Source organism: Halopiger aswanensis, from assembly GCF_003610195.1.
GTDB lineage: Archaea > Halobacteriota > Halobacteria > Halobacteriales > Natrialbaceae > Halopiger > Halopiger aswanensis.
In genome coordinates this window covers 295642-321722 of record NZ_RAPO01000004.1, presented here as the reverse complement: position 1 = coordinate 321722, position 26081 = coordinate 295642, and the positions used below count along the sequence as shown (strand labels likewise).

At 63.2% G+C, this 26081-nt stretch carries 17 protein-coding genes; 8 read left to right on the top strand and 9 right to left on the bottom strand.

Translation table 11 applies throughout. From position 1 onward, the window contains the following. The first annotated feature begins 109 nt into the window (after positions 1-109). Positions 110-2518, top strand: coding sequence for a PAS domain S-box protein (locus ATJ93_RS19350; RefSeq protein WP_245977706.1), 2409 nt, complete (start codon positions 110-112; stop codon positions 2516-2518). Positions 2519-2605: 87 nt separating this feature from the next. Here ATJ93_RS19350 and ATJ93_RS19345 read toward each other — a convergent pair whose 3' ends face one another. Continuing rightward, a complete protein-coding gene (locus tag ATJ93_RS19345) occupies positions 2606-3958 on the bottom strand; it encodes a polysaccharide deacetylase family protein (protein WP_120246294.1) in 1353 nt (450 codons plus the stop codon). A 260-nt stretch (positions 3959-4218) separates the two neighbouring features. On the opposite strand from ATJ93_RS19345, the gene ATJ93_RS19340 reads away from it, so the two are divergent. Beyond that, the gene (locus ATJ93_RS19340) at positions 4219-5925 is read left to right on the top strand and encodes an asparagine synthase-related protein (RefSeq protein ID WP_120246509.1); all 1707 of its coding nucleotides are present in this window, start codon (positions 4219-4221) and stop codon (positions 5923-5925) included. 275 nt (positions 5926-6200) lie between these two features. Further along, positions 6201-6602 carry a hypothetical protein gene (locus ATJ93_RS19335; protein WP_245977704.1) on the top strand — a complete coding sequence of 134 codons (402 nt, stop codon included), beginning with the start codon at positions 6201-6203 and terminating at the stop codon, positions 6600-6602. 47 nt (positions 6603-6649) lie between these two features. On the opposite strand, the gene ATJ93_RS19330 is transcribed toward ATJ93_RS19335, so the two are convergent. After that, positions 6650-7246, bottom strand: a complete 597-nt coding sequence (locus tag ATJ93_RS19330) for a DUF7344 domain-containing protein (RefSeq protein WP_120246292.1) — start codon at positions 7244-7246, stop codon at positions 6650-6652. Positions 7247-7640: 394 nt separating this feature from the next. On the opposite strand from ATJ93_RS19330, the gene ATJ93_RS19325 reads away from it, so the two are divergent. Together ATJ93_RS19325 and ATJ93_RS19320 are read left to right on the top strand one after the other, a co-directional pair. Further along, the gene (locus ATJ93_RS19325) at positions 7641-8630 is read left to right on the top strand and encodes a DUF1616 domain-containing protein (RefSeq protein ID WP_120246291.1); all 990 of its coding nucleotides are present in this window, start codon (positions 7641-7643) and stop codon (positions 8628-8630) included. Beyond that, positions 8627-9208 carry a metal-dependent hydrolase gene (locus tag ATJ93_RS19320; RefSeq protein WP_245977703.1) on the top strand — a complete coding sequence of 194 codons (582 nt, stop codon included), beginning with the start codon at positions 8627-8629 and terminating at the stop codon, positions 9206-9208. Before ATJ93_RS19325 ends, ATJ93_RS19320 begins: the two co-directional genes overlap by 4 nt. 590 nt (positions 9209-9798) lie before the next feature. Here ATJ93_RS19320 and ATJ93_RS19310 read toward each other — a convergent pair. The 4 genes from ATJ93_RS19310 to ATJ93_RS19295 form a co-directional block, all read right to left on the bottom strand. Then, positions 9799-11784 carry a hypothetical protein gene (locus ATJ93_RS19310; protein WP_120246288.1) on the bottom strand — a complete coding sequence of 662 codons (1986 nt, stop codon included), beginning with the start codon at positions 11782-11784 and terminating at the stop codon, positions 9799-9801. Next, entirely contained in the window at positions 11774-12736 is a 963-nt protein-coding gene (locus ATJ93_RS19305) for a glycosyltransferase family 4 protein (protein ID WP_120246508.1), read from the bottom strand. The genes ATJ93_RS19310 and ATJ93_RS19305 overlap by 11 nt, the downstream gene beginning before the upstream one ends. Before the next feature lie 20 nt (positions 12737-12756). Further along, a complete protein-coding gene (locus tag ATJ93_RS19300; RefSeq protein WP_120246287.1) occupies positions 12757-13824 on the bottom strand; it encodes a DUF354 domain-containing protein in 1068 nt (355 codons plus the stop codon). Positions 13825-13923: 99 nt separating this feature from the next. Next, positions 13924-15324, bottom strand: a complete 1401-nt coding sequence (locus ATJ93_RS19295; RefSeq protein ID WP_120246286.1) for a nucleotide sugar dehydrogenase — start codon at positions 15322-15324, stop codon at positions 13924-13926. Between the two features lie 380 nt (positions 15325-15704). On the opposite strand from ATJ93_RS19295, the gene ATJ93_RS19290 reads away from it, so the two are divergent. Together ATJ93_RS19290 and glmS are read left to right on the top strand one after the other, a co-directional pair. Further along, the gene (locus ATJ93_RS19290; RefSeq protein WP_120246285.1) at positions 15705-16382 is read left to right on the top strand and encodes a helix-turn-helix transcriptional regulator; all 678 of its coding nucleotides are present in this window, start codon (positions 15705-15707) and stop codon (positions 16380-16382) included. A gap of 815 nt (positions 16383-17197) precedes the next feature. Then, positions 17198-19006, top strand: a complete 1809-nt coding sequence (gene glmS, locus ATJ93_RS19280) for a glutamine--fructose-6-phosphate transaminase (isomerizing) (RefSeq protein ID WP_120246283.1) — start codon at positions 17198-17200, stop codon at positions 19004-19006. Between the two features lie 1041 nt (positions 19007-20047). Here glmS and ATJ93_RS19275 read toward each other — a convergent pair. Then, on the bottom strand, positions 20048-21064 hold the full coding sequence (locus ATJ93_RS19275; RefSeq protein ID WP_120246282.1) for a carboxypeptidase-like regulatory domain-containing protein: 1017 nt from the start codon (positions 21062-21064) through the stop codon (positions 20048-20050). Between the two features lie 371 nt (positions 21065-21435). Next, on the bottom strand, positions 21436-22392 hold the full coding sequence (locus tag ATJ93_RS19270; protein WP_120246281.1) for a hypothetical protein: 957 nt from the start codon (positions 22390-22392) through the stop codon (positions 21436-21438). Between the two features lie 714 nt (positions 22393-23106). On the opposite strand from ATJ93_RS19270, the gene ATJ93_RS19265 reads away from it, so the two are divergent. Continuing rightward, positions 23107-23322 carry a hypothetical protein gene (locus ATJ93_RS19265; protein ID WP_342768874.1) on the top strand — a complete coding sequence of 72 codons (216 nt, stop codon included), beginning with the start codon at positions 23107-23109 and terminating at the stop codon, positions 23320-23322. Between the two features lie 505 nt (positions 23323-23827). Here ATJ93_RS19265 and ATJ93_RS19260 read toward each other — a convergent pair. Then, positions 23828-25042, bottom strand: coding sequence for a Cdc6/Cdc18 family protein (locus ATJ93_RS19260; protein WP_120246279.1), 1215 nt, complete (start codon positions 25040-25042; stop codon positions 23828-23830). Positions 25043-26081 lie beyond the last annotated feature (1039 nt).

The following is a 26081-nucleotide window of genomic DNA, read 5'->3' as shown; positions in this document are numbered from 1 at the left end:
ATGGATCGAAACGACACCGTTCGCACGGTGTGCTGAGCCGAAGACGAGCCGCCCGTTCCGGAACCGACTGATGGGCAGAGTTTTCCGGTACCGGAGCGTGACTCATACAATGACGAACGGAAACGGTAACGGTCACGGTCCTCGAGCTTCCCCGGGGAGTTCCGATCCGTCGACGCGGGAACGGACGAACGAGGACCGGGACTACCAGTTCCGTGCGTTGGTCGAAGCCGTCGAAGAATACGCCATTTTCCGACTCGATCCGGAGGGGACCGTCGTGAGCTGGAATACCGGTGCCGAACGCATCAAGGGCTATTCTGCCGCCGAAATCGTCGGCCGACATTTCTCCACGTTCTACACTGACGACGATCGAGCGGCTGGCGTCCCCGAGCGGAACCTCGCTGCCGCAGTCGACAACGGATCGGTCGAGGACGAAGGCTGGCGCGTTCGTGCGGACGGCTCCCGGTTCTGGGCGAACGTGACTATCACGGCGATTCGGGGCGACGACGGGGACCTGGAGGGCTTCGCGAAGGTTACCCGCGACATGACCGATCGAAAACGCGCCGAGGAGGAACATCAACTCCACGTGTCGGTGAGTCACTCCCTGGCGGAAGCCGCGTCGCTCGAGGAGGGCCTGTTAGCCGTACTGGAAGAGGTCTGTCAGTGGACCGACTGGGAAGTGGGTCAGGCCTGGCTACCGACCGACGACGGCGTCGCGAAGAAGTTGCCTATTTCGTACGTACAGTCCGACGACTTCGCCCCGTTCGTGGACGAGTCGTCCGTGTTCGCGTTCGAGCCGGGCGAGGGGATTCCGGGTCGCGTCCTCGACGCCGCGGAGTCCGTCTGGTTTCCCGACGTTACCGCAGTGTCCGAAGAGATCTACCCCCGGACGGCGCTGGCCGCCGAGATGGGGGTGAAAGCGGGGCTCGGCGTCCCGGTGCTCGCCGACGGGGACGTAGCCGTAATCTTGGAGTTCTACATGACCGAGCGACGGGAGATGGACGACCGGCTGGTGGAAGTCGTTTCCGCCGCCACCGCCGATCTCGGCGGCCTGGTATCGCGACGCCAGGCCGAGGACGAACTCGACCGAGAGCGCCAACTGCTCGGAGAAATGATGGAGGCCGCGCCCGTCGGCATTTCCGTTCTGTCCGCGGACGGGGACGTCCAGCGGATGAACGAGCGAGCGGCGGTCCTCCACGGCCGCCCCGCGAACGCGGAGCAACCCGACGCCGATAGCAGAACGTACTACGACGAGGAGGGGTCCCTCGTCCCCTTCGAAGAACGCCCGTTCGCGCTGGTTCGAGAGACGGGCGAGCCGCTCTACGATTGGACGGCACAGATCGAACACCCCGACGGTCAGCGGAAGTGGCTCTCGGTCGACGCTGCCCCGATCGAAACCGACGACGGAGAACTCGATCGAGTCGTGCTCATCGAGGAGGATCTCTCCGAGCTCGGGGAGCGATATCGGGCGATCATGGAGGCGATCAACGACGTGATCGTCACCATCGACGAAACCAGCACCATCAGATCGGTGAATCCGGCGGTCGAAGACGTGTTCGGATACGGTCGGGGCGACCTCATCGGGGAACCGCTGACCCGGCTGATGCCGGAGGAGTATCGCGAAAAGCACCACGCCGCGATCTCGCGGTACCTCGAGACCGGCGATCAAACGCTCGATTGGGAGTACCTCGAACTGCCGGGATTGCGGGCCGACGGGACGGAGATCCCGCTGGCCGTCTCGTTCAGCGAAATCCGGTATCGCGGCGAGCGGTACTTCACCGGCGTTCTCCGCGACATCTCCGAGCGCAAAGCGTACCAGCGACGGATCGAGGAGTCGAACGAACGCTTAGAGCAGTTCGCCTACGCCGCCTCCCACGATCTGCAGGAGCCCCTGCGGATGGTCTCGAGCTACCTCCAACTCATCGAGCGGCGGTACGGCGACGACCTCGACGCGGACGGGCAGGAGTTCCTCGACTACGCGGTCGACGGCGCCGAACGCATGCGCGACATGATCGACGGCCTGCTCGAGTACTCGCGGGTCGAGACGCGGGGCGATCCGCTCGAGCCGGTCGAACTGGACGCCGTGCTCGCGGACGTCCGCGACGACCTGCAGGTGAAAATTCGGGAGCACGACGCCGAGATCACCGCCGAGTCGCTGCCGCGGGTCGAGGGCGATTCGGACCAACTCAGACAGGTGTTCCAGAATTTGCTGGACAACGCCGTAGAATACAGCGGCGACGAGCCGCCGCGAGTGCGTATCGAGGCGGAGCGATCCGGCGACGAGTGGGTGCTCTCGGTGAGCGACGAGGGGGTCGGGATCGAGTCCGGCGACGTCGACAGAATCTTCGAGGTGTTTCAGAGCCTCCACACGCCCGAGGAAGGCGGCGGGACGGGCATCGGGCTGGCGCTGGTCAAGCGCATCGTCGAGCGTCACGGCGGCGAGATTCGGGTCGATTCGGAACCCAGTGAGGGGACGACGTTCTCGTTTACGCTCCCTGCGGCGGATGATGGTGAGCGGTGATCGGTACTACCGTCGATCGGTAGCGGATCGGCTAGACACGAGCCGCAGACTTCGAGGGATCGCAAGTAAAACGGAGCCGGATCGGTATCAGTAGTGCTGCGCCGTGCGCAGTTCCCAGAGGTCGTCGAAAGTGATGACCTCGATATCGGCGTCGTCGATGTGCTCGAGCAGCGCCTCGTATTCGTCCGCGGACAGCGTGTTGTCCGCGTCGAACGCGTGGAAGTTCAGGATGGTACACTGATTGTGCGCCGCGGCGAGATCCACGCACCGCTTGGAGATCTCGAAGTCGTGGGCGATCGTCCGCGGGAGCACCATCGGATCGAAGCCGCGGACGCCCGTCGTATTGACGTTTCCGGCCTGATTGAAGCCGCCGCCGTAGTGGTAGTCGGTCGCGTACTCGAGGCTCGTCCGGTCGAAGCTGTTGTGCGGGAAGACGATGTAGTTCGCCCCCTCGAACCCGTTGTCGATGTACCAGCGCTTGTCCTGCCGGAGCCGCGTTTCGACCGCCCCTTCGTCGTCGTACTCGTGGATCGGTTCGTGCGTGCCGTGGACGACGATCTGGTCGCCCTCGTCCTGGCGCTCCAGCAGTTCCGAGACGGACATGACGCCGTCGCGGCCCTGCTCGGTCCACCGCGGAATCGGCGCCTGAACGGTCCGGAAGCCGAACTCGTCGTGCAGCGGTGCGGCCGTCTCGTAGTAGTCGCGCATGCCGTCGTCCCAGACGAGCATGACGTACCCCTGATCGGGCTTGTCGTGGGTCCGCAGGTCGTCGATCCAGACCTCGGCCTCGTCCATCGTGTGCAGCACCTGCACCTCGAGTCGGTCGAGGTGGTCCATCGCGGGTGCGTACTCGTCCTCCTCGAAGACGCCCGGAGACGATCGGAACCAGCCGACGTCGGGCGCGCGGTACGTGACCTCGCGCAGCGAGTACACCCGCGCGCTTCCGAACTGGTCGACGATCCGCAGGTTGATCGTGAGATTCTGCGGCGTGGTCGTCCGAACCGCAAAGGAGAGATCCGTCTCCGTCAGGTCCTCGCCCTCGAGACTGCGCCGGGCGACGATGTTCTCCTCACCGTCGGATCGGAGGTGGAGGCTCTGCTCGCCGTCGAAGACGACGTCCGCGTCCGCCTCGCCCGACCCCTGGACGATCTCCCACTGCTCGAGGTCGCTGAAGTCGTCCAGCGACTCGCCGGGCTGGCCGTACTGCTCGCGGCTGTCGTACTCGGTCTCGAGCGGCGGGACGCCGTCCGCGAGCGCCGCCGGGCCCGACCCCGCTTCGACCTCGGCGTCGGTCGCCGTTTCGTTGCCGCTCTCGTTGTTGTCGGCGGCGCGGTCGGTAACGGAGCTGAGTCGATCCGCACAGCCCGCGACGCCGGCGAGTCCGGTCGCACTGGCGAGTGCGAGGACGCGTCGACGCGTCGTCGAACGTTGCTGTGACATAGGCGACCCGATGCTACCGACAGCGACCCCATTATTATGGAGCCGATAGGCGGCGACGACGCCGAATCGGCCGTCTTCCGAATCGCCCCGAAGCGTGCGGTTCGGGACTTAACAATGCCATAGTTATTGAACGGAGGGTCGGACGCTGTGGCAGTGAGGCGTCCGACTGCGCGAACAGGGTCGACCGCAAAGGACGACCGACGGCCGAACGATCGGACGCCGATCCGTTTGTGGAGCGATCGGAGACGATAACGATGACGATGAACAGGGAACTCTTCGGCGTATTCGGCGATCGAGAGCGGTTCGAACGATTCAGATCGAGCGACGAGTTCGATGCGGTCTGTTCCGGGCCGCAGCTGACGGTCGGGATCAGGGATTCGGACCTCGGAACCCCGGGATGGAGCGCTCGGTACAGCGGCGACGGCGGCTGCTGCGTCGTCTGGGGCGAAGCGTACGTCCCCGACGACGCCGACGCGTCCAACGCGGCCCGCTGGCTCCTCGAGCGGTACGCCGCCGCGGGCCGCGACGCGCTGCGGGCCCTCAACGGCTCGTACCTCGCCGTCATCGACTGTGAGTCGACAGCGGAAGCGTTCGTCGCGACGGATCCGGTTCGATCGCGGGAGTGTTTTTACACCGACGACCCCGGCGTTCGGATCTTCGGCACCGACGCCGCCGCGGTCGGACGCACGATCACCGATCCGACGCCCGATCGGAACGGGATCCTCGAGTACCTGCACCTCGGCGTCATCCTCGGCGAGAAAACGGCCGTCGAACAACTGCGTCGGCTGCCGATCGACAGCCGACTCGCGGCGGACGAGGTCGACTCGCTCGACCGGTTCGTTTACCGACCCGCGTACGAGGGATTCGACTACGTCGACGAACTAGCTGGCCGGCTCGAACGGGCGCTCCGGCGACGAGCGACGCTCCCCGGCCGGAAGGGGGTCCTGCTCTCGGCGGGGTACGACTCGCGGATCATCCTCTCGCGGATCGACGACATCGAGCACAGTTACACCGTGGGCTCGCCCGACGCGCAGGAGGTGGCCGGCGCGAAACGAGTCGCGGCGCAGTACGACTCCGACCACACTGCGTTTCCGCCGGACGAGCGGTACCTCCGCCCGGACGAGTCGAAGCTCCGCTACTCGCAGGGGATCAAGGAGTCGCTGCACATCCACCACGCCGGCTACACGGACGAGATCGACGTCGACACGATGTACCACGGTCTCCTCTGCGATACGTTCTTCCGCGGTCACTTCACGGCGAGCGAGACCGTCGACGTCCTCGGGAAACGCGTCCCCGTTAGCCATCTCGATCCCGATCCGAATCCGGTCGAGACCCTCCTCGAGAAGTTCGGCTACAGCCGCGAGGCGAGCCTCGAGTTGATCGAGCGGACGACGTTCGACGTCGATCCGGAATCGTTCGTCAGGGACGCGATCGCCGACGAGTTCGACGCGAGACGGGCGCGGGCGGACGGCGTACAGAACGCGCTGGCGTGTTGCGGGATCGCGAACCAGCCGTCGATCCCGTTCCACAACCACCTCTCGGACCAGTTCGTTACGTCGTTTCTGGCGACGGATCGCGAACTGCTCGAGTGGCACCTCCGAGCGCCGCCCGAACACCGGACGACGGAAACCTTCCTTCGAGCGTGTAAGCGACTCGACGACGATATCTTGCGACACCGACCGCCGGATCGACCGCACGATAGCACGCTGCTCAACGAAGTCGAAGGGTTCGTTCGCCGCAAAACGCCGTTTCTAACCGCGTTCGAACCACCGTGGCCGGATCGAGAGACGCTGTTCGATCGGTACGACTTCGATCAGCGTCTGTTTGCAGACCTCGAGCACGTTTCTCCGTTGCCGCCCCGCCACAAACTCAGAATCGTCGATCTTCGGCGGTGGTTGGAATCCTGGGACGGGCCCGACGCGCACGTGCTCGGCTGGCTTCGCGCGGAAGAACTTGTTACTGCGTAACTAATCACGCGAACAGAACCGATAGTATCATCCTTTTTATCGGTTGTGAATTGTCGAATTAGCGGTGGTACCGTCCCTATGACCATTTATTCCGATCGGGAGAAAAAACCGTGAAAATACTTATATGCAAAGATGAGCTACCACGGAATATGCGTCTGACGCCGTCTTGGTTCCGCTCTTCGTCGGACACTCCGCCCGAGGAGTGTTCCGACGATAGCGAGGCTAGGTCGAGACCTGAAGTGCCGATTTCTTTCGATCCGGGAGACGATTTTGCAGTGGGAGATCCTGATCCCGACGATCAGGTCGACGAGTTCCTCCCCGATACGGACGCTGCGCTCCTCACCGTTATCGATGAGATGCAATTGCCCGTCACCGTCGACGAGATCGCCGATCGGTTGATCGAACCCGCGCAACCGCCGATCGACACGTGGGCTGCCGTTCACGAGCGCCTGCATCGAACGCGACTCCCGGCCCTCGACGCCGCCGGCGAAATCGAATTCGACGACGCGCAGGGGATCGTGGAGCGGTCGGCGTCGCAAACGGACGAGACGGGACCGTTTTCGCAGGCCGGACTCGGGACGATTTCCGCCATCGTTCTGCTTGTGGTGTTCCTGCTCGTCTCAGTATCGATGGTGACCGTGCTCATGATGACGCTCGGCACGCTGTCCGTCGTCTGATCCGGTTCTGATTCGTAAGACGCGAGTCGGGTACGCGCTCGGGGGCCTCAGTTAAGAAGGCGGGTAATCGTGAGTACCGTAAAGAGGAATAGGATCAGCGCGCTGAGGCCGATTCCCGAGAGAAGCGAAATGAACGGTAGTTCCATCACTGTACCGAACAGGGCCGCGTAACAGAGCGTCGTCGCGACGATGTAATGGTCGACCCAGTTCGTGGTATCGCTCTCCGCGTCCGCCTCGTCCGTCGATTCGACGGTCGGGTTGACGTCGAGATACGCGTCGACTTGGTCGGCGAGCGGTTTTCGTTCGACGATGCCACGATCCTTCTGGTAGTCGATCACGCCGGCTTCGTCGAGTTTCGTGAGATGAGACTGATATAGCGGAATGTAGACGCGCTGGCGTTGTTTCGACGTGAGCTGTTCGACGGTCGTATCGTGTTCCCAGGCCGCGACCTGTTCCGCGACATCGCGCATGCGTACGGGCCCTTCGGTCCCGCGGAGATAGCGCAGCACCAACCGTCTCCGCTCGTTTTGCAGTAGATGAAAGAGTTCGTCCTTCGGAACTGCGGACGCGTCTGGGGGACACTCCTCTTCTGCATCTGCGTCCTTCTCGCACTGTTCTTCCGGACTGATATATTTCGATTTCATTGCGTCAGATTCCCCTTTCCAACGGTGGGTAATAAAGTATAGAAACCGTGTATCTGAAGATAGTCCATTTTACGTGATTTTATGGGTCCCGTGAATTACTTTTATTCTTTTTTAAAACCGCAGATATAGCATCTTCAGTGCATAATACCGACGATATTAGAATCACGCCCCAATATTATTTCATACTCTTAGTTTCCGAATTTTTGTTGCGGATTTACTCCATATTTCGGTATGTGGCGGCTATCGAGACGGTTCTGGGAGCGTCGAATCGTACTTAAGCCGAATCAGTATCGAGATTATTATAGTTCGGTGCAAGACGGGTGTCAGACGACCCCTGATGAGCGGGGCTTACCGGGGGGATAATAAACCATACCGGCACCCAATCGACGACGAGATGAGCGATACTGATTGGTGGTTTTTCGATCTGGCACTCGTCATCGCCGCCGCAGGCAGCGTGACGTTCGGCGTTATTTTCGGCATCGATGGAATCGTACGATTGCTACTTGCGATACCGTTAGTCTGCTTTCTACCGGGGTATGCAGCCGTCTCAGCGCTCTTTCCGGATGAACCCCAGGACGAATATCAGGCGTTCGATGAAGGGAAAACCGGCCTCGGAAATCCGCTCCTCGTCAGCGGCGGTCTCGAGTCGATCGAGCGAACGGTGATGTCAGTCGTCTTTAGCGTCGCGCTCGTTCCGACGATCACCCTTTTCGCGTCCGCAACCCCTGGGGGTGTGACGGTCGAACCGGTACTCTTCGGGGTTTCAATACTGACCGTCGCGCTTGCACTCGTCGCGATCGGGGCTCGGTACCGGTGTTCCCCCGAGCAACGGTACACGCCGTCCCTTCGATCCGCGGTCCCGTTTTTCACGGCCCGATCGACGCTCTACGATCGGTCCAGCACTCGTCCGTACAACGTCGCGATCGCCGTCGGGATCGTGCTGGTGGTTGCCAGCGGCGGGTTCGCCGTCGCCAACCCACCCCAGCACGACGGGTTCACGGAGTTCGCCATCGAGACCGAGAACCTCGACGGCGACACGCAAACGATGTACGACTCGACGTACGGCGACGGCAGTCCCCAGGAACTCGTGGCAACGATCACGAACCGAGAACACGAAGAGCAAAGGTACACGACCGTCGTCGTGCTCGAGGACGTGAGCTACGGCGACGGAAACGACGTCACCGTTCACGAGCGAGACGAACTGGACAGACGGACGGCGACGGTCGCGGCCGGCGAGACGCATCGACAACCCCTCGACGTGGCCCCGACGATGCAGGACGACGAGCTTCGCGTGACGCTGCTCCTCTACAAAGGTGAGCCGCCGTCGGAGCCCGCGGCCGAGAACGCCTATCGGGTCATCCGCCTCCCGATGGAGGGCGCATGATGTGGCCGTGGGAACACCTCGTCGTCGCGTACGTCCTCTATTCGCTGCTGGCACACGTCGTCCTGCGGCGGTCGCCGACGACCCGCGAAACGATCGCCGTCGCCGTCGGCTCGCAGCTTCCGGACCTGATCGACAAGCCGCTCGCCTGGACGTTCGAGATCACCGAGGGCGGGTACGCGATCGGCCACTCGATCCTCGTCGTCCCGATCGTCTGTCTCGCGGTCCTCGCTGCGGCGGGTCACTACGGCGCTGAGCGGTCCGTCGCGGGTGCGTTCTCGACGGCGATCGGCTCTCACCTCGTGGCCGATATCGTCAACCCCGTACGGTTGGGGCGGCCGCCGGAGTTGCGGGTGATCCTCTGGCCCGTCGCAACGCCGCCAGCGTACGATCGCGGTAGCTTTCTCGATCACTTCGTCGCCTACTTCGTCCGGTACGCCGACCAGCTTCTCGGCAACGGGCTGTCGACGCAGATCGTCGTCCAACTCGGGATCGGGGTCGGCGTCGTCGCGCTGTGGTTCTACGACGGTGCGCCGATCGTCAGCGACTGCTGGCGGGCCGTCCGCTCCCGACTCCACTGATCGACGACGGACTCGAGTGCGGACTGAACCGACCCGCACGACGTGACCCTCCGACGGTTCGGGATTGTCACAGCCGCCGCTCGTAGCGGCTGTATATTCGTTTGCGAGCGCGTGACGGCGGGACGAGAGATACTACTCCTCGATACAATTGCGCACCGCGTAGGCCGTGACCGGCAGGCTACCGACGGCTCGCACTCGAGCCGACGTCAGTTCCGATTCGGCCCGGTCGGCTCGGTCCTACTGACCGCGATCGCGTCTCGCCACCGAGACCGTAAAGACGAGACGGGACGCGGTAGTCGGCTCCGTCTCGAATCGGTGCGTATCGTACTGTCGAGCTCATAGCGAAGGACGTCACAGCCCCGATCTCGCGCGAGCCAAACTATCGGCCGGACGATGCCACACGAACGTTCGAAACGCGACTCGAGGGACGACAGCTCACGAGGAACAGGAACAGAACACGGGATCGCGAAACGGAGTCGCCGCAGGCGAACGTCGATCGGTCGCGCTCGCGGGTATCGATGTGGACTCGTTTTCGTTCTCGTTCCCGTTCGAACGGTCGACGACGGAAGACGGGAGCGGCGCAGAATCGGTCAGTTCGATGCCGGAGAGGGGGTACACATCGTGACCTCGCCGTTCGTGTAGACCGTCGCCTGATCCGGTCGGCACAGTTGCGCTCGATCGATCTGCCGGATGCGGGCCTCGCCGTTTTCGCCGACGAAGTAGACGCCAGTGTCGTCGGCCGACTGCGCCGACCGGTAGACCGTGTACTCGTGGCCCGCGGTTCCGCCGTCGGGGACCGTCGCGGTCGTCGTCGACGGATAGGCCCCGGTTCGACTCATCACCGTCTGGTACGGGTGATCCGTGTAGAGCCGCTGGTCGGGCCGGATCTCGCTCCCGTCGGGCGAGCCGGTCAGTTCGGCGATCGATTCGGCCGCCGCGAGTTCGGACTCGTCGTACGCGAGCCGTTCGTGTTGACCCGGGAAGACCGGGTTGTCGATGTTGCTCTCGGGGGCGAGCAGCATCGCTCCCGGATAGACGAGGACGAACAGCAGCAGGACCGAGACGACGATCGTGGGGTTCAGTTTCTCGCTGAAGGTTCGGAGTCCGATCGCCCCCAGCACCGCCATCGGCGCGTAGAGGAACGCGAACCAGCGTGTCGGGATGAAGTTGTGGATGCCGAACATCGGGAACCCGAGGACGAACACGAGCATGAACGCGGAGGCGAGCAACAGCGTGAACACCGATTGCTCCGCGCGGCGTCTGTGGACGACGTACAGACAGCCGACGAACGTCGCACCCAGCAGGAGCAGGAACCCGAGTGTGTCCACGTAGGGGACGACCTGATCGAGCAGCGTCGTCGAGGTCGTCGCCGCGGCATCGGTCTCCTCGCCCGTCGACCCGCTGGCGATGTTGAGGAAGCCGGCGCTCTCCTCGAGCGTCTGCGTGAAGTAACTCAGGACGGTTTCGAGGAACGAGTCCTGCCGGTAGGGCGTCAGCGACCAGGCGAAGATCGTCAGCCCGAAGTTGAAGACGACGAGCCCGACGAGGTTGACCGGTTTCTTCGCCCGGAAGACGCTCGCGTCGACTCGCGTGAGCCCGAGCGGGCCGACGACGAACACGAGTTGTGCGACGAACGCCGCCAGCAACAACACGAGCATGATGAACGTCGACACCTGGTGTGTGAGAACGACGGCGATGCTCAGCACCAGCAGGAGGGCGAAGTCGCGCATCGTGTACTCGATGCGCATCACGCGGATCAGCGCGTACAGCATGCCGAGGAAGAAAAGCAGCCCCAGACTCGTCGGAATGAGGTGGATTCCCCACATGGAGACGTGGCTGGCGAACGCGTAGAACGCCGTCGCGAGCGTCGCCCACCGCGCCTCGGCGAGCAGGTTCGTGGCCGCGTAGACCAACAGGATCGACAGCGGCATCACGAGCCCGACGGAGAGGTAGATCGCGAGTTTGACCGGCACGTCGTACAGCAGCGCCGACGCCGCGACCAGCAGGTGGTAGAACGGCGCGGCGTAGTGTTTGTCGTCGGCGATACCGCTGAGGGACTGTTCGGCGAGAATCGAGCGCGTGAGCTCCGCGTGCGTCCAGATGTCGATCCCGACGAATCCCGGCGTGGCGTACAGCGCGGTAAACCGGAAGACGACCGCGAACAGGACGATCTGGAGAACCAGCAGTCCCGGATGGAGATCGCGATCGCTCGCGAAGAGGATCTGGCCGACCAGCAGCGTCCCGACGACGCTCGCCGCGCCGAAAAAGACCGGCGTTCGCGTCCCCTGGACGACCACGAGCGCCACGAGCGCCGCGAGTCCGACGAGCACGACGCTCGGCAGCGCCATCGTCACGCCCGACGGCAACGTCGGCAACGTTCGCGCGTCGTCTTCCTGGTACAGCGAGACGAGATACAACGCACACGCAGTGCCGAGGACGATCGGCACCGTGTCGAGGTAAACCTGCGACGCGAACAGGCGAAGCGGAAGTAGCGCCAACGCGATCGCGAGCCCGCCGATCGCCGCGACCGTGTCGAGACGGAACGGCCGCAGGTCCGACAGTCTGCTATACGCCATAGCTCACCCCCGCTTTCCGATCGTCGACGCCGCGACGACCGATCGCCCGACGGTAGACGTCGAGAAGCCGATCTCCGAGGGCGTCGACGCCGAGATCGTCGATCGTTTCGCGACCGTTCGCACGGGAGCCGTCCGTGGCGATTCGCTCGAGGCCGTCGACCAGTTCGGAGTCGGCGTCGCTGACGACGCAGTTGGCCACCCCCTCGAGGGTCTCGCGGACGAAGCCGACGTCGGTCGAGACGACCGGCAGGTTGCACGCTGCGGCCTCTTTGACGACCATCGGGCCGCTCTCCCGGCTCGAGGTAACCAGCAGCACGTCGCTGGCGTTCATGTAGTAGGGTATCTCCTCGTGGTCGACGCCGGAGACCGTGCGCAACTCGAGGTCCGCGTCCGCTCGCTCGACGAGTCGGCGCGCCCGCGGGAAGTCCTTCACCGATCGCGTCCGATCGTACGGGAACAGCGCGACCGGGCGATCGGTCTCCCAGCCGACGCGCTCGCGGGCCGCTTCGCGCGGGATCGGCCGGAACAGGTCGGTGTCGACGCCGAACGGGATCAGCTCGTGGTCGGCCTCGAGTTCCCGGGACATGGCCGGACTCGGCACGATCGCGGCGTCCGCGCGGCGCGCGCTTAGCCGGCTTATCGACCGGAGCCAGCCGCGGTCGCTCATCAGATCCGTCCCCCACAGGGTCGTGACGACCGGGCGGATCGGTTGTGCGAGCGCGACCGGCGCGACGAGCCCGTAGTTGGCGTGCACCAAATCGTACTCGGTCGACCGGAGCTCGGAAAGAACCTCGGCGTAGTACCGCGCGTACGCCGTCGGCGATCGCGAGGAGTCGCCCTCGTGTGCGCCGGGGACTGAGAGGACCGTGCAGTCGACGCCGCGGTCCTCGAGCGCGGCGATCTGCTGATCGAAGAACGGCCGCGGCGACGTGACCAACTGCAGTACCTTCAGCGTCGTCGTCACCGTCCGGATCACCCCGCGTTCGTCGCCGGGGTCGATTCGGTCGTCGCTCGCGGCCGTGCGAGCGATTCGAGTTGTCGGACGACGACGTTCGTCACGTCGACGCGGTCGTCCAGCAATCGCTCGCGGCGATCCGCCCACTCCTCGGCCGGCCGTTCGACGGTCGAGACGGCCCGTTCGAGCCCGCGGACGTGGCGGTTCTCGCCGTTGTACTCGAACAGGAGTCCGTACTCCGCGTCGAGTTCCCGAGTGTACCCGAGCGAGAGCGGGTTCACGTAGACCGCCGGCGTACCGAGGACGGCCGCTTCCGCCGCGGTCGTCGCGCCCTCGCTCAGTACCACGTCGGCGAACGCGAGCAGGTCGTGCATCCGCTCGGGCGCCGTCGAGAACCGGTAGGCCTCGAGGTCGGCCGGCGGCTCGCCCTCGGCCGAGAGCAGCACCGTCAGGCCGGCGTCCTCGAGTCGGTCGACGATCTCGCGCGGCTCGTCGAAGCCGCCGTGGCCGACGTCGTGGGACGCCTCCCAACTGCTGAGTCGAACGACGGCGAACGACTCCTCGGACTCGAGGCCGACCGACTCGAGGACGGCCGGATCGGGTTCGAACCGGTCGGGGTGGAGGTAGGCGAGTTCGTGGTAGCCCGGGTAGGTCACCTGCTTCGCGCCGATCTCCTCCCGGTAGCACGAGGGCGTACAGATCACGTCCGCGAACGGGTAGCCCAGCTTCGTGATGAGCGTCGCGTGCTCGGTGTCGTAGAAGACGAGGCTCTTCGTCCGCAACACCGAGGACACGTGGGCGGCGGCGACGCCGCCGATCGCGGTGATCACGTCCGGGTCGATCCGGCGGGCCCGTCGAAGCAGCCGCGTCTCGTAGGTCGCCTGCACCGCGGCCAGCGAGACCAGCGATCCCGATTCGCCGGCCAGCACCTCGTGGTCGATGTCGTACGCCTCGAGGAGTTCGATCGCCACGTCGTTCTCGCGAGCGAAGACGTGGACCTCGTGGCCGCGCTCCCGGAGTTCGGCGATCGGGTGCCGAAAGAAGTGGACGTGGCCGGGATGCTGGATCGTAATCATCACGCGCATCGCGCGTCACCTCCGCGGTCGCTGGTGGCGGCGAGGGAGCGTCGCGAGTCGCCGGTCGGCGTCCGCATCGCCGTCGGCGGTATCGGCACTTGCATCGGCTCACAACCTCCGATAGACGAAGCCGGCCTCGACGGCCGCGTCCTTCTCGAGCGTCCCCGTCACGTCGACCAGTGCGGGGCGCTCCGCGAGTTCGTCGGCGACGGCCTCGAGGTCCAGTTGCTCGAACTCCGCGTGCGGCGTGGCGAGCACGATTGCGTCGACGCCCTCGAAGGAGAGCGTCTCCTGAACCTCGAGGTCGAACGCCTCTCGAACCGCGTCGTCGTCCGCGAACGGGTCGAAGCCCTCGATGTCGACGTCGTACTCCGCGAGCGCGTCGACGACGTCGGCGACCTTCGAGCTGCGGATGTCTCCGACGCCCGGTTTGTACGAGAGCCCCAGGACGAGGACGCGGCTCTCGCGCAGCGTCTTGTGGCACTCGTTCAACGCCTTGATCGTCAGCTCCGCGACGTGGTCCGGAACCGACTCGTTGACCTTCCGGCCCGTGTGCACGAGTTCGGGATCGAACCCTTCTCGGGCCGATCGGTGCGCGAGGAAGTACGGATCCACCGGAATGCAGTGGCCGCCGACCAGCCCCGGGCGGTAATCGTGGAAGTTCCACTTCGTGCCCGCGGCCTCGAGGACGGCCTGCGTGTCGACGTCCAGCCGCTCGAAGACCATCGAGAGTTCGTTGACGAACGCGATGTTGAGGTCCCGCTGCGCGTTCTCGACGACCTTGCAGGCTTCGGCGACCTCGATCGACGGCGCGCGGTGGACACCCGCGTCGACGACCGACTCGTACAGCGTCGCCACGTCCTCGAGGACCTTCTCGTTCTGGCCGCTGACGACCTTGACGACGTCCGCGAGGCCGTGGTCAGGATCGCCCGGGGTCGCGCGTTCGGGCGAATAACCGACGAAGAAGTCCTCGCCTGCGGTCAGCTCGGACGCCTCCTCGAGCGCCGGCACGAGGACCTCGCGGGTCGTCCCGGGGTAGACGGTCGACTCGAGGATCACCGTTGTTCCGGGATCCATCCGCGAGCCGACGGTTCGGCCGGCTTGCTCGACGTACGTGAGATCCGGTCGATCGTCGTCGTCGACTGGCGTCGGAACGGTGATGATGACGTAGTCGGCCTCGCTAATTTCGGCCGCGGAGGTCGTGTACGAGATATTGTCGTCGCGAATCCCCTCGGCCGACAGTTCGCCGGTCGTGTCGACGCCCGCTCGCAGTCGGTCGACGGTCTCGTCGTCGACGTCGTACCCGATCACGCGGTAGTCAGACTGTGCGAACCCGACCGCGAGCGGGAGGCCGACGTAGCCGAGGCCGACGATACAGATCGTCGCGTTCTTCGGCGCCGACTTCGAGATGTGTTCGAACGTCGTTCCGCCGGACGTCGGGTCCTGTGGGTCTTGGTCGCGCTTTCCGTCGTCCGATTGGTTCTCCGTATCGGTGAGTGTCGTGGTCATGGGTATGCTGTCGACGTTGTCGGTATCGTTGTCGCGTTGCGTAGCCGCCACACGGCCGCGTGCGGCGGTGACTGTCCGAATTCCGGAACACCCGCAACCGCGGGGCGTGCCTCGAGTAGCGCTCTATCGGCGGGGCGGTTTACTATAGCTCGAATAAACCGTTGCAGCGATGAGACCGAACCGCGATCTCGCGTTCGGGACGCGCTTTTGCCGGGATTTGCGGAACGAAGACCGACCGGCGACGGAACCGTTTAAACCGTTGTTAAGCCGGCTGTAGCGCTCTATAATGAAGAGGCAAGATCTCCTCGTCTCGGATGCGGTCGGCGCTCACAATCACCCCTACCCGAGACCAGCCGACCGCAACAGAACCGCGATAACCCATGGCATCCACCGTCAAACTCCGGGCTCGGATCGCACACGGTTCGGCTAGCCAGCCGACCGACGCGACCCGGGCGACGATACGCCGGAATGACGTCCACGCGGCCGTATCGAGACCAGCCGATCAGTTCGGCGTCCCGGTCTCTTGGCTACGGCCGCTCGAGCTGCCGACGGTCTGGGAACAGGCCCTGCTCGCGGTTCTGTTTCTGCTGATCAGCGGGCTCATCGCGCTTCGCCTCGTGGAGGCGTTGGACCGTGATCTCGAAGCGGCGTTCGGCCCGTTGTTCTCGGGACCCGACGGCGGCTCGGACGAGAGAGACCAGTCAGGGGACACGCGTCACACACACGAAGAACGCAGTTCACCCACCACCGATCACCGAGGGTACGAACGGTACCTCTCGCCCGAGACGCCGCCGGAACTCCTGAGCGACGAAGGCAAAGTCGTCAGACTGTTGGTCGCGAACGGCGGTGAAATCCGTCAGCACCGGATCACGGAGGAAACCGGTTGGTCGAAGTCGAAAGTCAGCCGGATCTGCTCGCAGATGCACGCTGACGGCGTCGTCGAAAAAGAATCGGTCGGCCGGGAGAACGTTATCACCCTGTCCGCAACCGAGTCGACCGGTACCGACGATTGCGACGATCCGGGAACGGCGGGAGACGTCGAGAATCCCATCCCGTAAGCGTCTCGGACCGCTCTTCCTTTCGCTCGTCCGCCGCCTACCGTCACCAGTATCCCCCGGCACACCATCACCAGTATCCCCCGGCACACCATCATCAGCAGCCGCTAGCGGTAATCGGCTCACCGACCGTCCGCGGCGGCCGTCCCTTCTCGTCGCTACGTGACTCTTCCGGTCGCTACGTGAGAGAACGAGGAACGACCGAACGTCGCTCCTCGAGTCCGATCGCGTTCGATCGGATCCGAACGGAAGGCATCGCTTGCGGTGGATACAGCTACCTCAATGCGTTTCGCTCACAGGATCGGCTATCGGACGGTACCGACCGCCGACGCGTCGGAATACTGCGAGCGGCGGGCGACCAGCTGTCGAACGACCGGCTATCAGATGACCGGCTGTCGAACGACGGTCACGATGCGGCGGTGGCCAGCCGTCGTCCTCGAGCGGCCCGAAACGCGGTCGTCGTGATCGAGACCGTGAGCGGCGACCGGCTGCTCGACAGACGTCTCGGTCGCCTCGAGCGTCCGGCGAGCGTCCCGTTCGAATTGAGCGGCTCGACCGAGGCGCCGCCGATACCGAGTCGACCGTACGAAATTTGCGCCAGCTGAAACCGTCTTCGGCGGTCGATAGCGGCCGGCTTATCCGTCCTATAGTAATGGGCGCTTCGAGACACGGTGAGCGTAGAGACCCGCCCGTCTCACAGTGAACGACGGACGCGGGCAGGTGACAGCTATGACACGATACAGTAGTGTACTTCGGGCACCGGTCTCGAACCGCGTCGATACGATCAACGCAGTCGTCTCCCGAGAGGTGATCGTCTGATGTGCGGCATCATCGCCCACATCGGTCGCGGTGACGCGACGGAGACGCTGCTGTCGGGACTCGAGAACCTCGAGTACCGCGGGTACGACTCGGCGGGAATCGCCGTACAGAACGGGTCCGGCGTGAAGGTTCACAAGACGTCGGGCGAGGTCGACGACCTGAAATCGACGCTCGACGCGCGGCCGAGCGGGAACATCGGGATCGGCCACACCCGATGGAGTACCCACGGGCCCCCGACCGACGAGAACGCGCACCCGCACACGGACACCGCGGGTGACGTCGCCGTCGTTCACAACGGCGTCATCGACAACTACGACGAACTCAGGGCCGAGCTCCGCGAGAAGGGCCACGAGTTCGAGAGCGACACCGATACCGAGGTCATTCCGCACCTCATCGACGAGTACCGCCGAGAGACCGACGACACCGAGCTGGCGGTCCGGAAGGCCGTCGACACGCTCGAAGGCAGCTACGCTATCGCCGCGATCGTCGACGGCGAGGAGCGCGTCTACGCCGCACGGAAGGGATCGCCCCTCGTGCTGGGACTGGCCGACGAGGAGTGGTTCCTCGCCAGCGACGTGCCGGCCTTCCTCGACCACACCGACGAGGTGATCTACCTCGAGGACGGCGACCTCGTCGTTCTGGAGCCCGACGACTACCGGATCACGGACCTCGCGGGGAGTCCGGTCGATCGATCGGTCGACACCGTCGACTGGGATCCGGAAGACGCCGGCAAGGGCGAGTACGACCACTACATGGAGAAGGAGATCCACTCCCAGCCGACGGCGCTCTCGAACACGATCGAGGGTCGCATCGAGGACGGAACGGTCGCGTTCGACGACCTCGAGGCCGGCGCGTTCGCGGACGTCGACTCCGTCCAGTTCGTCGCATGCGGCACGTCCTACCACGCGGCGATGTACGGCGGTCAGTTGCTACGGACGGCCGGCATCCCCGCCGAGGTCCTCCGCGCGAGCGAGTACGACACGGCCGCAGGGCCGGTCGACGAGAACACGCTCGTCGTTGCGGTCACCCAAAGCGGCGAGACGGCCGACACGCTGGACGCGGTCCGAACGGCGGCCGGCCGCGGTGCGCGAACGCTCGCGGTGACGAACGTCGTCGGCTCCACGGCCGCCCGCGAGGCCGACGACGCGATATACATCCGGGCCGGCCCGGAGGTCGGCGTCGCCGCGACGAAGACCTACTCCTCGCAGGCGGTGACGCTCGCGCTGTTGACCCAGCGCCTCGCCGACGACGTCCCGGACGCGACGCCGGCCGACGACCGCGAGGCGATGCTGAACGCGCTCGCGGACCTCCCCCGACACGTCGAGACCGTCCTGGAGACGTCGCGAGCCAGGGCGCTCGCCCGGGAGTTCATGGACAGCGAGTCGTACTTTTTCATCGGGAACGGCTTCGGCCACTCGGTAGCGCTCGAGGGCGCGCTGAAGTTCAAGGAGATCACCTACGAGCACGCGGAGGGGTTCGCGTCGGGGCAACTCAAGCACGGGCCGCTCGCGCTCGTCACCTCGGCGTCGCCGATCTTCGCGGTCTACACGGGCGGCGACGACGAGAAAACGAAAACCAACGCGATCGAGGCGCAGTCCCGCGGCGCGCCGATCGTCGCCGTCGGGCCCGACGACCACCCGCTGGTCGACGTCGCCGACGCCCACCTGTGGGTCCCCGAGACCCACCCCGTCTGGGCGGGCCTGCTCGCGAACGTTCAGCTCCAGTTGCTGTCGTACTACGCTGCGAAACTGCTCGATCGGCCGATCGACAAGCCGCGGAACCTCGCGAAAAGCGTCACGGTCGAGTAATCCTCGGAGAGACTGACGTCGCTCCTGCACACGTTCCAGTTCCCCCGTAGTATCGTTCCGCTCCGTTTTCGTCGTCTTCGTCGATTCACTCCCGGCTCACACTGGTACGACGCACAGCTGCGCGCGATCGGCCGTCGGATCGTATAGTGGAGTTCGGTGAGCGGTTCGAGCACGATTCACGGTCTCTCGAGACGCGCTGTGACATTCAAACGCTATTCCTCTGCGTATCCCACGCCCATCCACATGACCGTCCAGTTCGAACGACGGGACGGGCGTTTCGCGTTGTATCTACCACGTATCGGTCGAGATCGTGGCTCGAGTTCGCGTAGACGCTCCTCGAGGCTTCGGTTCCTCGTTCCGTCTCCGCTACGTCGAATTGCCGAGGCTGCGCTAGAACTGTGCCGGTGAGGATCTCACTCGAGGTGGCTACTGGTGAGGATGCCACTCGAGGTGGACGGCTTCGTCGGGAGGCACCTACCACTTCGAACGCGATTCGCCGCCGAGCCGGGGTTTGAATCGCTGTCCGCGGACCGGTACACGAGACGTGTCGAACGACCGGCGCTCGTACTCGAGACCTCGTGACCGGGATTCCGATCGCATCGTCCCCGATCCGATGGTTCCGTCGCTCGAGCGCGACTCGACTGCTGAACCGCCGGGGCCGTCGATGCCGGTACCGTGTCCGTCCGCCCATCGCGACGCTCATCCCGGCACCTCCGCGGGCACGAGCGAGTGTGCGAAGAGGAATCGCAGGAAAGCGAGGCAGTGGCTATCCGCAACGGCGGTAACCCGAGAGTTACACCGAGAACGGATCGCGGATCCGGCGTAATAACGTCACGCCCGCCCCCGAGAGTGTCCGGGCTCGCTTTCGAAGGCGAGGAGTGAAAGTCGACAAACGGAGACGAGGGGTGGGATTCGATAAACAGGGTTGAATGGACGGAATGCTTCGCGGAGCGGCGACAGAAGAGTGCGCGACGGTCGGCGGCGAACGCGGGAAGTCGGAGACGATCCGAATCGTCGCAACGAGTGCGACGAGGTGGGCAGTTAGCCCGACTCCTCGAGCATCAGCAAGACCTCCTCGTCCTCGCCGTTGATTTCGACGGTGTCCTGAGCGTCATCGTAGCCGTCGGCGGAGACGGTCAGGTCGTACTCGCCGTCCTCGAGGTCGAACTCGGCTTCACCGTCGGCGTTCGTCTCGTTATCGTGACTGTCGCCGAAGAGCCCCGACTCGGTAGCCTCCACGGTAGCGTTCTCGACGGGATTACCGTCCCCGTCGACGACGAACACTGTCAGCGTGCTCGACTCGTTGTCGGCGGCGTCATCGTCAGTGCCGTCAGTACCGTCAGTATCGCTTTCGTCCTGCTCTTGGTCGCTCGCGAGCGTTAGCGCTACGTCTTCGTCCTCACCGCTGATTTCGACGGTTTCCTGGGCGTCTTCGTAGCCGTCCGCGGAGACGGTCACGTTGTACTCGCCGTCCTCGAGGTCGAACTCGGCTTCGCCGTTGCCGCCCGTCGTGGTTTCGTTGTGGAGCGAGTTCCCGGCGTCCATCGCGTCGACGGCGACGGTCGCGTTCTCGACCGGGTCGCCGCTCTCGTTGTCGGCCGTGACGGTCAACGTGTGCGTGTCCGCGGATTCGTTGGTCTCGCCGCCAACGGCGCTTTCGTTGTCTTCGACGTCGGATTCGTCGCCGCCGGCGCTGCTATCGGTGTCGTCAGTGCCGTCGGCGGCTCCCTCATCGGCGTCGTCGGTTTCGTTGCCGGCGTCGCTCTCACCGCTCGTCGAATCGCTCCCGTCAGCGTCGCTTTCGTCGCTTTCGTTGTTCCCGTCTTCGTCGTCGGTCGCGCCGCCTCCGTCAGCGGTCGTGTCCGTTCCAGTCTCCGTGCTCGTCTGATCGCTCCACTTCTCGGAGATAGTGTCGACCGCGTCGCCGACGGATGCGCCGCTCGCCGCGAGGGCCAATCCGGCGACGAGCAGTCCGATTCCAGCGACGATCAGGAAGACCTGTACGCTTCGCTGAATCGATCGCATCTTCGCGTTCTCGCTGCGGGCATTACGGCTCATAGTTACGTATTCAATCGATGACGGTTACCCGTCGTGACGGTCGTTCGAAGTCGATTCCGTCGAGCCCGTCGAGCCGGCGTCCGCTAATGCTGCCCATCCGAATCCGTCGAACGGCTGCCGACACCGGCTGTTCGTGGTGTCTTTTAGCGTCTCGGCGACGCTCCCTCTCCGTTCACGTCTGCGTCTCTGCCTCCAAAGTAATTGCATTATGAGAACCGTTTCCCGCAACGGTAGTTCACTATACGGTTGTTAAGACCGTCCCTGCGCCAGGACGACCCGATACTGACCTCAGATTCCACGGTCGGATCGAGCCCGACAGCTACTCGAGTCACTCGGTCGAATCGAGAACGATCGACGGGACCGACGTCGAATTAACACCCCCTGCCGAACGTCCCGTCGAGCGCCATCGAGTGTTGGTCGTAGTAGGTGTAGAGATTCCGGGGTGCGACGTACCTGCCGCCGTAGTGACCGACGGGCCCGCTCGTCTCGATAATATTGTCCTCGAGATCGGCGGTGAACCGAAGGTCCCGCCGGTCGTAGATTTGATCGCCGTCGAGCCAGTACTGAACGATTCCGTCATCGTTCGCGACGCCGTTCGAGACCGTGTTCACGCACACGTAGTACTCGAATTCGTACCACCGACCGGGGACGATTTCGGGCTCCTGAACCGTGTACTCCTCACCCTCGATGAGGTAGTCGTGATCCTGCTCTTGGTCCATGTGATACGTAAAGGAGAGGAGGTTGTACGGGCCGTCCGGATCCGCGTCCTTGGTGCTGACGTAGAGCCGGTTGCTCCACCCGTTCGTCCCGTCGGGTCGGTCGCCGCCGGCGCTGCCTTCGCCCAGGGCCATTGCGCAGTTCCAGAGCCGACAGTTGGCCGGCTGGCGGCCGGACATATCCCAGTCGGTGTCGAGCGCGAAGCGGACGCGGCCGTTGAGTTCGAACAACCCGTCGTCGAACTCGTAGTGGGTACTCACGCCCCAGTGCTCTCCCTCGTCGATCTGCATCTGCAGGGCGGTGTCGCCGGCGTACGTGGGACTCGAGACGAGCGTCGCGTTGTCCGGATCGCCGTTCGAGGCCCAGTACACGTCCTCCCAATCGTCGTACTCGTCGTAGTTGAGGTGGACCACGTCGGTCGGTCTGTTGCAACCGCCGCCGGACTCGCTTGCGCTCCCGGTTCGGCTGTCGACCACGCCGAGCAGTCCAGTGACGCCCGCGACCCCGCCGAGACGGAGCGTGCGACGACGGCTCAATTCGTCCGCGGTCGTCCGGGTGGTGCCCTCGTTCGTCGACTCGTCCGTTGTCCGCTCAGCATGCGTATCCGTCATGCGACTTCGGTTCCATCATCTCGGCACAATAGTATTCGACCGCTGGGCGAATGTAACAGGAGGATTCGATCTCCGCCCGATTTTCCGTCGTTCGTGCATCCCCAGTAAGTATCTTTCGTTTGAACTGTTCGCGATTAACAACAGTTGTGCCAACGACAACTGACGGACCGTTCGACGATGCAAACGACTCTGCGTATCTGAGCTCTCGTTTCCCGACCGACTCTCAGTGTGCTGCCGGCGGGGGCTACCGAAGCAGCGCTACCGAATACTGCGACTGTGAACGCTACTACTCGCTGCCGAGAAAAGGTGAGGGGGAGTCGAATCCGAGCGGCCGTTCGAGCGGACTTCGATGGCCGATCTCTCGAGGTCGTGTGTGGACACTCCAGACGTACCAGCATTCTTATCCACGGATCGATATCCACACACGCATCTCGCCACCAGCCAGCGTCAGTGCAGCGTCAGTAGCCACCAGTAGCACCGTTTCAGCGTCTCTCCGGTGGCCAATTTTCGACGGTACAGCAGGTAACACGAAACCGAATAAGACGGGATCCGCTCTCGCTACGCTCACTGAAACAGATCCGCGCTGGCACTCGAATCGGGGGTTACAGTTAAGCGGTAGCGTATGGAACGAGCATCTGACAGGTGATCTCACAGATGCCCCTGGCCGCTGATCCTCGTCCACCGCTTCCCGACTGGGTGTTGGACGCATACGATGTGCTCACCGACGCCATTACGGAGCACGGACCCGGTGAGCACGACCGCCAGGTCCCGGCAATCAACCGTGACGATGCGATTGACGTCCTGTTGTCTACCGACGAGCGACACTTCGACCGAGGAGACATCGACCACGCATTGACGCGCCTACTCGAGCGCGGCTATTTCTACGAGGTCAACGGTGAACTCCGCGTAACCACACCACTTAGCGAGTGACTTCATCCCACAGCTACCGCCGTGGGCTTCCGCCTCGAGACCGCTGTAATCGATAGCCCTCGAGTCGAGCCGGCCGCGCGTTCGATGAATATCTCACACCGGGTTTCCGGTGTAATACGTAGATAGAAATCGTGTTCGTACTGCTTTATACGATACGTAAATCGCGACACGTAACTCGATCGCGTGATAGAGGGGATCTTCGAGAGCGTTGATCGACTACTAACAGTATGTGTATAGAATACGACGAAGAGAGGGTTTCACCGGAAACCGAGTGTCCGACGGTAGCGACGAATGAGGCGACGAGTACTGCGGACACCGAGTTTCCGGTGAATCAGCACCGATCTCAGAACGTGTTAAACAGGATAAATTATATGTAGTTATCTACAGTTTCACCGGAAATCCGGTGTGAGTTGGACGGATCGGTACTCTCAGTAGTCACACACCGGGTTTCCGGTGAACGACACCGCGTTTCCAGTGAACCACACCAGATTTCCGGTGAAACGATTCAGTCGATCGAGTCAGCGAGGACGTTTTTGACGACTTCGGGATCCTCCAAGAGCATGTGCTCGGTGTAGCTCCCTTCGGCGCTTCCCCCGCTGTGTCGTGACTGTTCGATCACGTCCAGAAAGGCGTGTTCCTTGAGGAGATCGCGAACGCGACGCAGCGAGAGCGTATCGACGCCTTCCTGACGACAGATCTGTTCGTAAACCTCGTAGATACGAGTCGTCCGGAAGCCCTGTTCAGGCGTAACTGAATCGTCCGATTTCTGTTCGAGCGAGAGGACGGTCAGCGCTTGCAGGACGTACTTCGAGTGCGGCGTCGAGCCGCGGATGAGTTCCCTGAACCGGTCGACCTCGGCTCGTTCCCGGGCCTGCACCACGAAGTCCTCGCGAACGGTGTCAGCACCGGTCGATTGTGCGATTTCGCCCGCGTAGCGAAGAATGTCGATCGCCTTCCGCGCATCACCGTGCTCTCGAGCGGCGAGTGCCGCAGCGCGAGGAATAACGCCCTCCTCGAGGACGCCCGATCGGAACGCGTCGCTTCGGGCCTCCATAATATCGTTGAGTTGTGTGGCGTTGTAGGGCGGGAAGACGAATTCGCGCTCACACAGACTCGATTTCACGCGTTCGTCCATGCGATCCTTGTACTGGATCTTGTTGCTGATACCGACGACGCCGACCTTACAGTTAGTGAGTTTGCCGGCTTCCCCGGCTCGAGACAACTGCATAAGAATCGCATCGTCCTCGAGTTTGTCGATCTCGTCGAGGATGATCAACACGACGTCGTACTTCTCGTCGAGAATTCGCCAGAGGCGTTTGTAGTACGTCGCCGTGCTGATTCCTTTATCAGGAATGTAGATCCCCGTCTCGTCCGTGTTGACCGAACTGGCGATCGTCTGGACGGTCTGGGTTTCGGTGCTATCCTGCGCACAATCGACGTAGACGTACGTCGCGTCAGTTCCCTCTTCCTCGGCGGTATCGACGAGCCGGCTCGAGACGTACTTGGCACACAACGATTTCCCGGTGCCGGTTTTGCCGTAGATAAGAACGTTACTCGGACTCTGGCCGAAGATAGCGGGGTTGACCGCACTCGCTAATTGGCTGATTTCGTCGTCGCGCCCGACGATACGACCTTCGTCAGGGACGTGACTGATCTCGAGGAGTTCCTTATTGACGAAGATCGGATCCGTGCGGACAAACAGATCGTCGGAGTCGGACATTTACTTGGACACCGTGTTTCCGGTGAAATCTCTTCAACGTTTCGCCGAGACACACACACCACGTTTCCGGTGAAACACGTCGAAGCAGGGGGTGGTGTCTAAAAGAAATGGAGGCTAGGATTCACTGGAAAGGCACATTGACAGCCAACACGGTAAACGAGAGAACGGGAGTGGACCGAGCGATGAGCCCGATTTCGGCTGCTCACACGTTGCGACTTCGCCTCACCTAATTAAACACGACCCACCCAATGGACTTTACTCGTTCTATGTTAATAAATAGTACGGTATTCTCTTTAGGTCCCAGTCGAAATGAGAGCAATCGACGTTCCGTATCAACCCCACCCCGTGTCCCTTTCACCGGCTTTCACCGGAAACCCGGTGTGTCTCTGCGTTCTGGGGTATGCTATCGAACTACATGAACAGTCACCGGCGTCACCGGCGACTCTCTGGAACGAAAGCTACCGTGTCTCTTTCACCCACCTCATCTCGTGTCTGACCTCAACAGACCCTCTCTATCATAGACTCCTTCTATCGTCCATATCGCTTGGAAACCCTGGATTGCTCGTCCATCGCTCGGAGATTCCCTCTTGAATCTTTGAAACCAACGAAAGACGTATTGTCGCACGGCTGCTACTAGAAGATAGGGGATAACGATGGTTCAAACACCTCGAAACAGTAACGAAGCCCAGCACAGCGGCGGTAGACTGCCGCATCTTCGGGATCCCCACGGTTTCTACGATCTCCTCATCGTGAATCTCTGTCTGATCGGACTAATCGCGCTCGAATTCGCGATTACCCAAGCGGTCTTCGTTCGCCTCGAGGTACTCACCATTACAGCTGCCGTACTTGTCTGGGACATCTGGGCGACCTTCCACATTCTCGAACGGGTTGATTCGAATTGGTGGTCTCGTGGCCGCTAACCGAGGATCAGTCTCATTCTCATAACACCATCCCAAAGGCAAGGCATCGCTGACACCCGCTCGGAGCGTTATTTTCCAGTAGCGATTGGACGCGATCAGTTCTAGAGGTTTCTATGATA

Coding starts and splice junctions, on each gene's coding strand:
- ATJ93_RS19350 (WP_245977706.1), top strand. CDS start 110: ATGACGAACGGAAACGGTAACGGTCACGGTCCTCGAGCTTCCCCGGGG.
- ATJ93_RS19345 (WP_120246294.1), bottom strand. CDS start 3,958: ATGTCACAGCAACGTTCGACGACGCGTCGACGCGTCCTCGCACTCGCC.
- ATJ93_RS19340 (WP_120246509.1), top strand. CDS start 4,219: ATGAACAGGGAACTCTTCGGCGTATTCGGCGATCGAGAGCGGTTCGAA.
- ATJ93_RS19330 (WP_120246292.1), bottom strand. CDS start 7,246: ATGAAATCGAAATATATCAGTCCGGAAGAACAGTGCGAGAAGGACGCA.
- ATJ93_RS19325 (WP_120246291.1), top strand. CDS start 7,641: ATGAGCGATACTGATTGGTGGTTTTTCGATCTGGCACTCGTCATCGCC.
- ATJ93_RS19320 (WP_245977703.1), top strand. CDS start 8,627: ATGATGTGGCCGTGGGAACACCTCGTCGTCGCGTACGTCCTCTATTCG.
- ATJ93_RS19310 (WP_120246288.1), bottom strand. CDS start 11,784: ATGGCGTATAGCAGACTGTCGGACCTGCGGCCGTTCCGTCTCGACACG.
- ATJ93_RS19300 (WP_120246287.1), bottom strand. CDS start 13,824: ATGCGCGTGATGATTACGATCCAGCATCCCGGCCACGTCCACTTCTTT.
- ATJ93_RS19295 (WP_120246286.1), bottom strand. CDS start 15,324: ATGACCACGACACTCACCGATACGGAGAACCAATCGGACGACGGAAAG.
- ATJ93_RS19290 (WP_120246285.1), top strand. CDS start 15,705: ATGGCATCCACCGTCAAACTCCGGGCTCGGATCGCACACGGTTCGGCT.
- glmS (WP_120246283.1), top strand. CDS start 17,198: ATGTGCGGCATCATCGCCCACATCGGTCGCGGTGACGCGACGGAGACG.
- ATJ93_RS19275 (WP_120246282.1), bottom strand. CDS start 21,064: ATGAGCCGTAATGCCCGCAGCGAGAACGCGAAGATGCGATCGATTCAG.
- ATJ93_RS19270 (WP_120246281.1), bottom strand. CDS start 22,392: ATGACGGATACGCATGCTGAGCGGACAACGGACGAGTCGACGAACGAG.
- ATJ93_RS19260 (WP_120246279.1), bottom strand. CDS start 25,042: ATGTCCGACTCCGACGATCTGTTTGTCCGCACGGATCCGATCTTCGTC.